Below are 4549 nucleotides of genomic sequence, written 5' to 3'. Positions count from 1 at the left end.
ACTCCTTATCCTCCCGTTCCCTTCCGGGTCCGGTCCGGTACCGTTGACACGGGTATGCTTACTAGGTTCTAATCAGGGTTCCTTATATTTTCTATGGGCATCGCTTTTTTATTGCTAAACAAGGTATATCAAGTGACATAGCGAATGATATAGCGAGGTGATTTGATATGTCAGGTGACTCAAGCAATATACAAAAGGTTTATACAGCAAAGGAAGTCGCTGTTTTACTTGGGATACAGAATAGCACTGTTCGAAAGTATTGTAATCTTCTCGAAGAATCAGGGTATCATATCCATAAAAATGAACATGGGCATCGTGGATTTTTTGACAAAGATGTTTTAGTTCTAAGACAGATAATAGATTTGATAAAACACCCTGATATGACACTTAAAAACGCTATAAACGTAGTAATATCAACGGTTGATATGAGTGATATGTCAGACCGTGACACAACGAAAATAGCGGAAGCACCTTATATTACCAAGGCGGAATTTGACGAGATTCAACATAAACAGATGCAATTTCATCGTTCTATGTACGAGAGACAAGAAGCTGTTATAAAGGAGCTTATAAAAGAAGTCAAAGAAACAAAGATAGAATTGAATAAGCAACAGGAATACATTGAAAACAAGCTAGAAAGAAGAGATCAGCTCCTTCTAGAAAATATTAGAAGTATGCAAGCAGAAAAAGAAATAGCAGCAGCACAACAAAAAAATGGTGGAACTTTTGGAGCCGATAAAAGAAAAAAGCCGTACTTATAATAAGCACGGCTTTTTGGTGATTCCAGACGTGATGTACGACTGGATCTATATAATTCACCGGAAAACTGCCAGGGAGACATAGTATATCATACTATGGATAATTCTACCAACATTATACAACATTTTATGCAAAATTAGAGTGGGAAATAAAATGGCAAACTTGCCACAATCCTTGCCATTTCTACGTTGTATAAAATCCTGCATATTTCATATTGTCCGAGAATTGAAGACATGTTGATATCATGGGGATTCTGAGGATAAAGAACTTCCGATAATGATGTGTTATGTAAACTAAACATGAATAGAATATACATTGTTCCTTGTTCAACTTCCATGTAAGAACTAGTTTGCTAATGGGGCAATTGAGTTAAATAAACTTTCAAACTTATTCAACATAAAGAACCATCCGATTTTAATTAGTAGATAGAGGATGGTTCTTTATGAAATGTTATTTATGATTTCTCTAATAATAAATCCGATTATTATTCCAGGGAAAATAAACAACATTGGGAGCCAAACAGGACCCAATAACATTCCAAATATCGTTAAGTTTGAGGAAAAAATCAATCCAACAGTTACAAAGAACGCAGCGAACACATACGGAAGAAAAAAATAAGGGTCTTTCCCTCCGCCTGCATCTTTCACCGCATCCCACATAGAAAAAAAGTACAAACAAGGATAAAACATCAACCATTGATAATTCGTATGTTTTATCGCATCACCAATTTCCCCGTGAAAACTTAACAGTATGGCCTGATTAAAATTGGCTTGTACATTAATCAAAAATTCAAGTAGCAATAAAATTGTACCTTTAAAATATTTTCCATTTAAATACTGCCCAAACCCAGGAAGTGCAATGCTCCACATTAGTTTTTCAAATATATTCTTATTCACTTAGACATACCTGAATATTGTTATTACTATTTTTCTTTTGCAATTTCGTTTCTATCAGGAGCAAGTGGTGGCTGTTCTAACCATTTATTTTGTACCATAAGATTAAACCATTTTTTAGTAACCATAAGGTTTTTTAGAATGATGCTTTCATAAATCGCTACAAGGTCTGTTCGCATAGCTGATGCTAGACCTGTCCCATGATATGCCTGTGCAGCTTGGAACAAGAAACCAACATGATACAACATTAACTTATCAGAAAAAGGGGAATCCGTTGAAGTTGTCACTTCTGTTTCCCACGACTTAGGAGCTGGTAAATTATCCGCTTGCATGATTTTTGAAAAGGCTTGTATTTGTTCGTTAGCCGTTTGCTCGGAATTCTCTAAAAATTTTCTTACCTCTTTTGTTTGAGCGACTTGACTGAATGCGATAGAAAGGGTTTTAGCCATAATACTCTTTTTAAGGTTGAACGAAATGCTAATGATTTCTGTTGCGGCTAAGCGTCTCTCTTTTCCAAAAATTCCATCTGTGAAATCTTGACGAGAAACAAATTTAGGGTTCTTGTCAGGATAAAATAAAGGGTCTCTCTGAAAATTCCCCTTCTCAAGCAGTAACTCTATTGTTTGATGATACATCCTTTTCCCGTCATTATCACACGAGTCATAAAAATACCGTAAGTCCTTTCTGACAGAAACGCCTAATGCAGTTGAATGTCCTAACAAACCATGCAAAGTCATGATATGTAAATAATTTAAGCAAAATATGTCAGTAAACAGTCTCTCTGCACCTTTATTGAGGTCAGATTCAGTAAATCCAATTGGAACTGGAAATCCCTCATTTTCTATAAAAGTTACAAGTTGTTTCTTTTGTTTTTCGAACGTCCTGATAGCATCCTCAAAAATGGCTTTTATTGCCTCATCCTCAATAATAGAGACCATGTACCTATTTACTGTATCTGTCATTGTTCCGTTTACATATTCTGCCCACAGTGACCCTATTTCGGAAGATGTGAGTTTTAATTTATTCTGATCCATATTATCACCTCTTAAGTATTATTCACTTATTTAGCAATAGATATGAATTTTTTAATGGGCTTTATGAAGAAGATTAACACTCTTTAGAAAGGTAAATTCACTAAAAAAGGTAAGCGAAATACTATGATAACCTTATAGTGTATCAACTTCCGCTTTCGAGGATTATGTTAATACGTTCCCTCCAGATTACTTAACTGGAGGGTATTTTTTATAGGTTTTTAGATACATTGACTGCCGATAATGAGAAGTTATGTTAACCTGACGTGTATAGGGTATACATCATGAATTTTGTTGGACAAACATGGACAAGCATAGACAAAGATGCATATTTATATAAATAAACAGAATTGAAAGAAGGTGATATTTTATTGAATAATATGCAAAAAATTACTGAGAAAGATATTCGTAAAGCAGTAGATGAAATATGGGCAGCTGGAATGGCTGAATTCTTGAGTCAAGAACCAGCGACGCAAAAAAATAATGAAACTACCGAAACTACCGAAACTACCGAAACTACCGAAAATACTGTCAGTACGGGACCTATGATGTCTGCAAAAGCTAGAATAAGCCCTCCTATGATGTCTGCAAAGGCTAGAATGAGCCCTCCTATGATGTCTGCAAAAGCTAAAATGAGCCCCCCTGGTTTTGTACATGCAAGACCTATTTCTGTACATGCGGAATCTCCCATTCCGTACATGTTACTGAACGTACTAGACTTACTTCTCGGAGTTTTCAATTTCCTTAAATACCCTAATTTGGATAACTGTATCAAAAATAAAACTTACCTAAATAGGTAAGTTTTATTACATACTGAAAAATATAAATTACCAGAAAAACCCAGAAGTATATTTATTCCATTTGGAGTAAATGGAATTGAATTGTTAGAATGTAAAAGGCATGCATGAATAGTAGCCTATTTCATAATGTAATTCCTTTTTCTTCATGAAATGGACTTCCAATAAGCATGATTATATGAACACGAATCCCCTCCATATTGCTTAGCTGGAGGGGATTTTTATAGGCTCCTAGATACATTGAATTCCGATAATAAGGGATTATGTAAACTTAACATGAATACAATATACATAAACCAAAAGCCCCACATGGAAGATGGGGACTTAGTAATGCAATATTATAATAATATGATATATTGTCTGTTTTTGTACCAACTCATTGAGGTATCTTCCGATAATGACGGGTTATGTCAACTTGATATGTATAGGATATACATCAAAAATTTTGCTGGATAAGCATGGACAATCATACAAACAAAAGCTTGTTATCTAGTAAAAAATAAAGAAATTCAATCTTTGCCCATTACCAAATCCACTAAATAAGCATAATATATAGAACTTAATCCGATAGGGGGTGAATATATATATGGGGAAATACTACGATAAATTAATGGCTAGAGCCAGACTGTATGCCAAAGTGTTTGATAAAATGTATAGTAAATCAATGTATGGTAAATCTAATTATAGATCAAGTAAATCCGACAATAAATCGAATGAATCGAATAATAATCATAAAAATTGAATATATAATTATATAAATATTTATTAGAGTGATGGATCAAATTCGAAACAAAAAGAAACAAAGAAAAAATATGCAATCCTTATTGTACAGAACTGTTATGCTGTGAATTCATCGGAAGAGATCCAACTTTTTTTCCTGGGATACATATGATTTTAGATATGATTGATATTTGTAAGAGAAGGTGGCACTTCCCTTGCTTTTGGGCAGGGGTTTTGGTCGGGGGTGTGTGGGGCAGAGCCCCCACATTAGCGTATAGGCATAAGGAGAGAAAGTAAATAATGAACGGCTGATCTGGCGGTTCGGCTCGTATAATTGCTCGTGCAAGCA

General features: G+C 34.7%; 4 protein-coding genes. 2 read left to right on the top strand and 2 right to left on the bottom strand.

Annotated features, from left to right (window positions below; all coding sequences use genetic code 11):
• The first annotated feature begins 167 nt into the window (after positions 1 to 167).
• The gene (locus tag EP737_RS24775; RefSeq protein ID WP_129732031.1) at positions 168 to 761 is read left to right on the top strand and encodes a MerR family transcriptional regulator; all 594 of its coding nucleotides are present in this window, start codon (positions 168 to 170) and stop codon (positions 759 to 761) included.
• A gap of 438 nt (positions 762 to 1199) precedes the next feature.
• On the opposite strand, the gene EP737_RS24770 is transcribed toward EP737_RS24775, so the two are convergent.
• Positions 1200 to 1655: a hypothetical protein gene (locus EP737_RS24770; protein WP_129732029.1), complete on the bottom strand. Its 456-nt coding sequence runs from the start codon at positions 1653 to 1655 to the stop codon at positions 1200 to 1202.
• A gap of 26 nt (positions 1656 to 1681) precedes the next feature.
• Entirely contained in the window at positions 1682 to 2686 is a 1005-nt protein-coding gene (locus EP737_RS24765) for a DUF3231 family protein (protein ID WP_129732027.1), read from the bottom strand.
• Positions 2687 to 3033: 347 nt separating this feature from the next.
• Here EP737_RS24765 and EP737_RS24760 point away from each other — a divergent pair, with 347 nt between their 5' ends.
• The gene (locus EP737_RS24760; RefSeq protein ID WP_205651021.1) at positions 3034 to 3483 is read left to right on the top strand and encodes a CotG/ExsB N-terminal domain-containing protein; all 450 of its coding nucleotides are present in this window, start codon (positions 3034 to 3036) and stop codon (positions 3481 to 3483) included.
• Positions 3484 to 4549 lie beyond the last annotated feature (1066 nt).

It is taken from the genome of Ectobacillus funiculus (assembly GCF_004138295.1).
In the GTDB taxonomy this organism is placed as follows: Bacteria; Bacillota; Bacilli; order Bacillales; family Bacillaceae_G; genus Ectobacillus; species Ectobacillus funiculus.
The sequence above is the reverse complement of the archived record's forward strand: the minus strand, read 5'-3'. Positions and strand labels throughout refer to the sequence as shown.

Bases quoted from the DNA above. Each gene is read 5' to 3' on its own strand.
- EP737_RS24775 (WP_129732031.1), top strand. From the start codon at position 168: ATGTCAGGTGACTCAAGCAATATACAAAAGGTTTATACAGCAAAGGAA.
- EP737_RS24765 (WP_129732027.1), bottom strand. From the start codon at position 2,686: ATGGATCAGAATAAATTAAAACTCACATCTTCCGAAATAGGGTCACTG.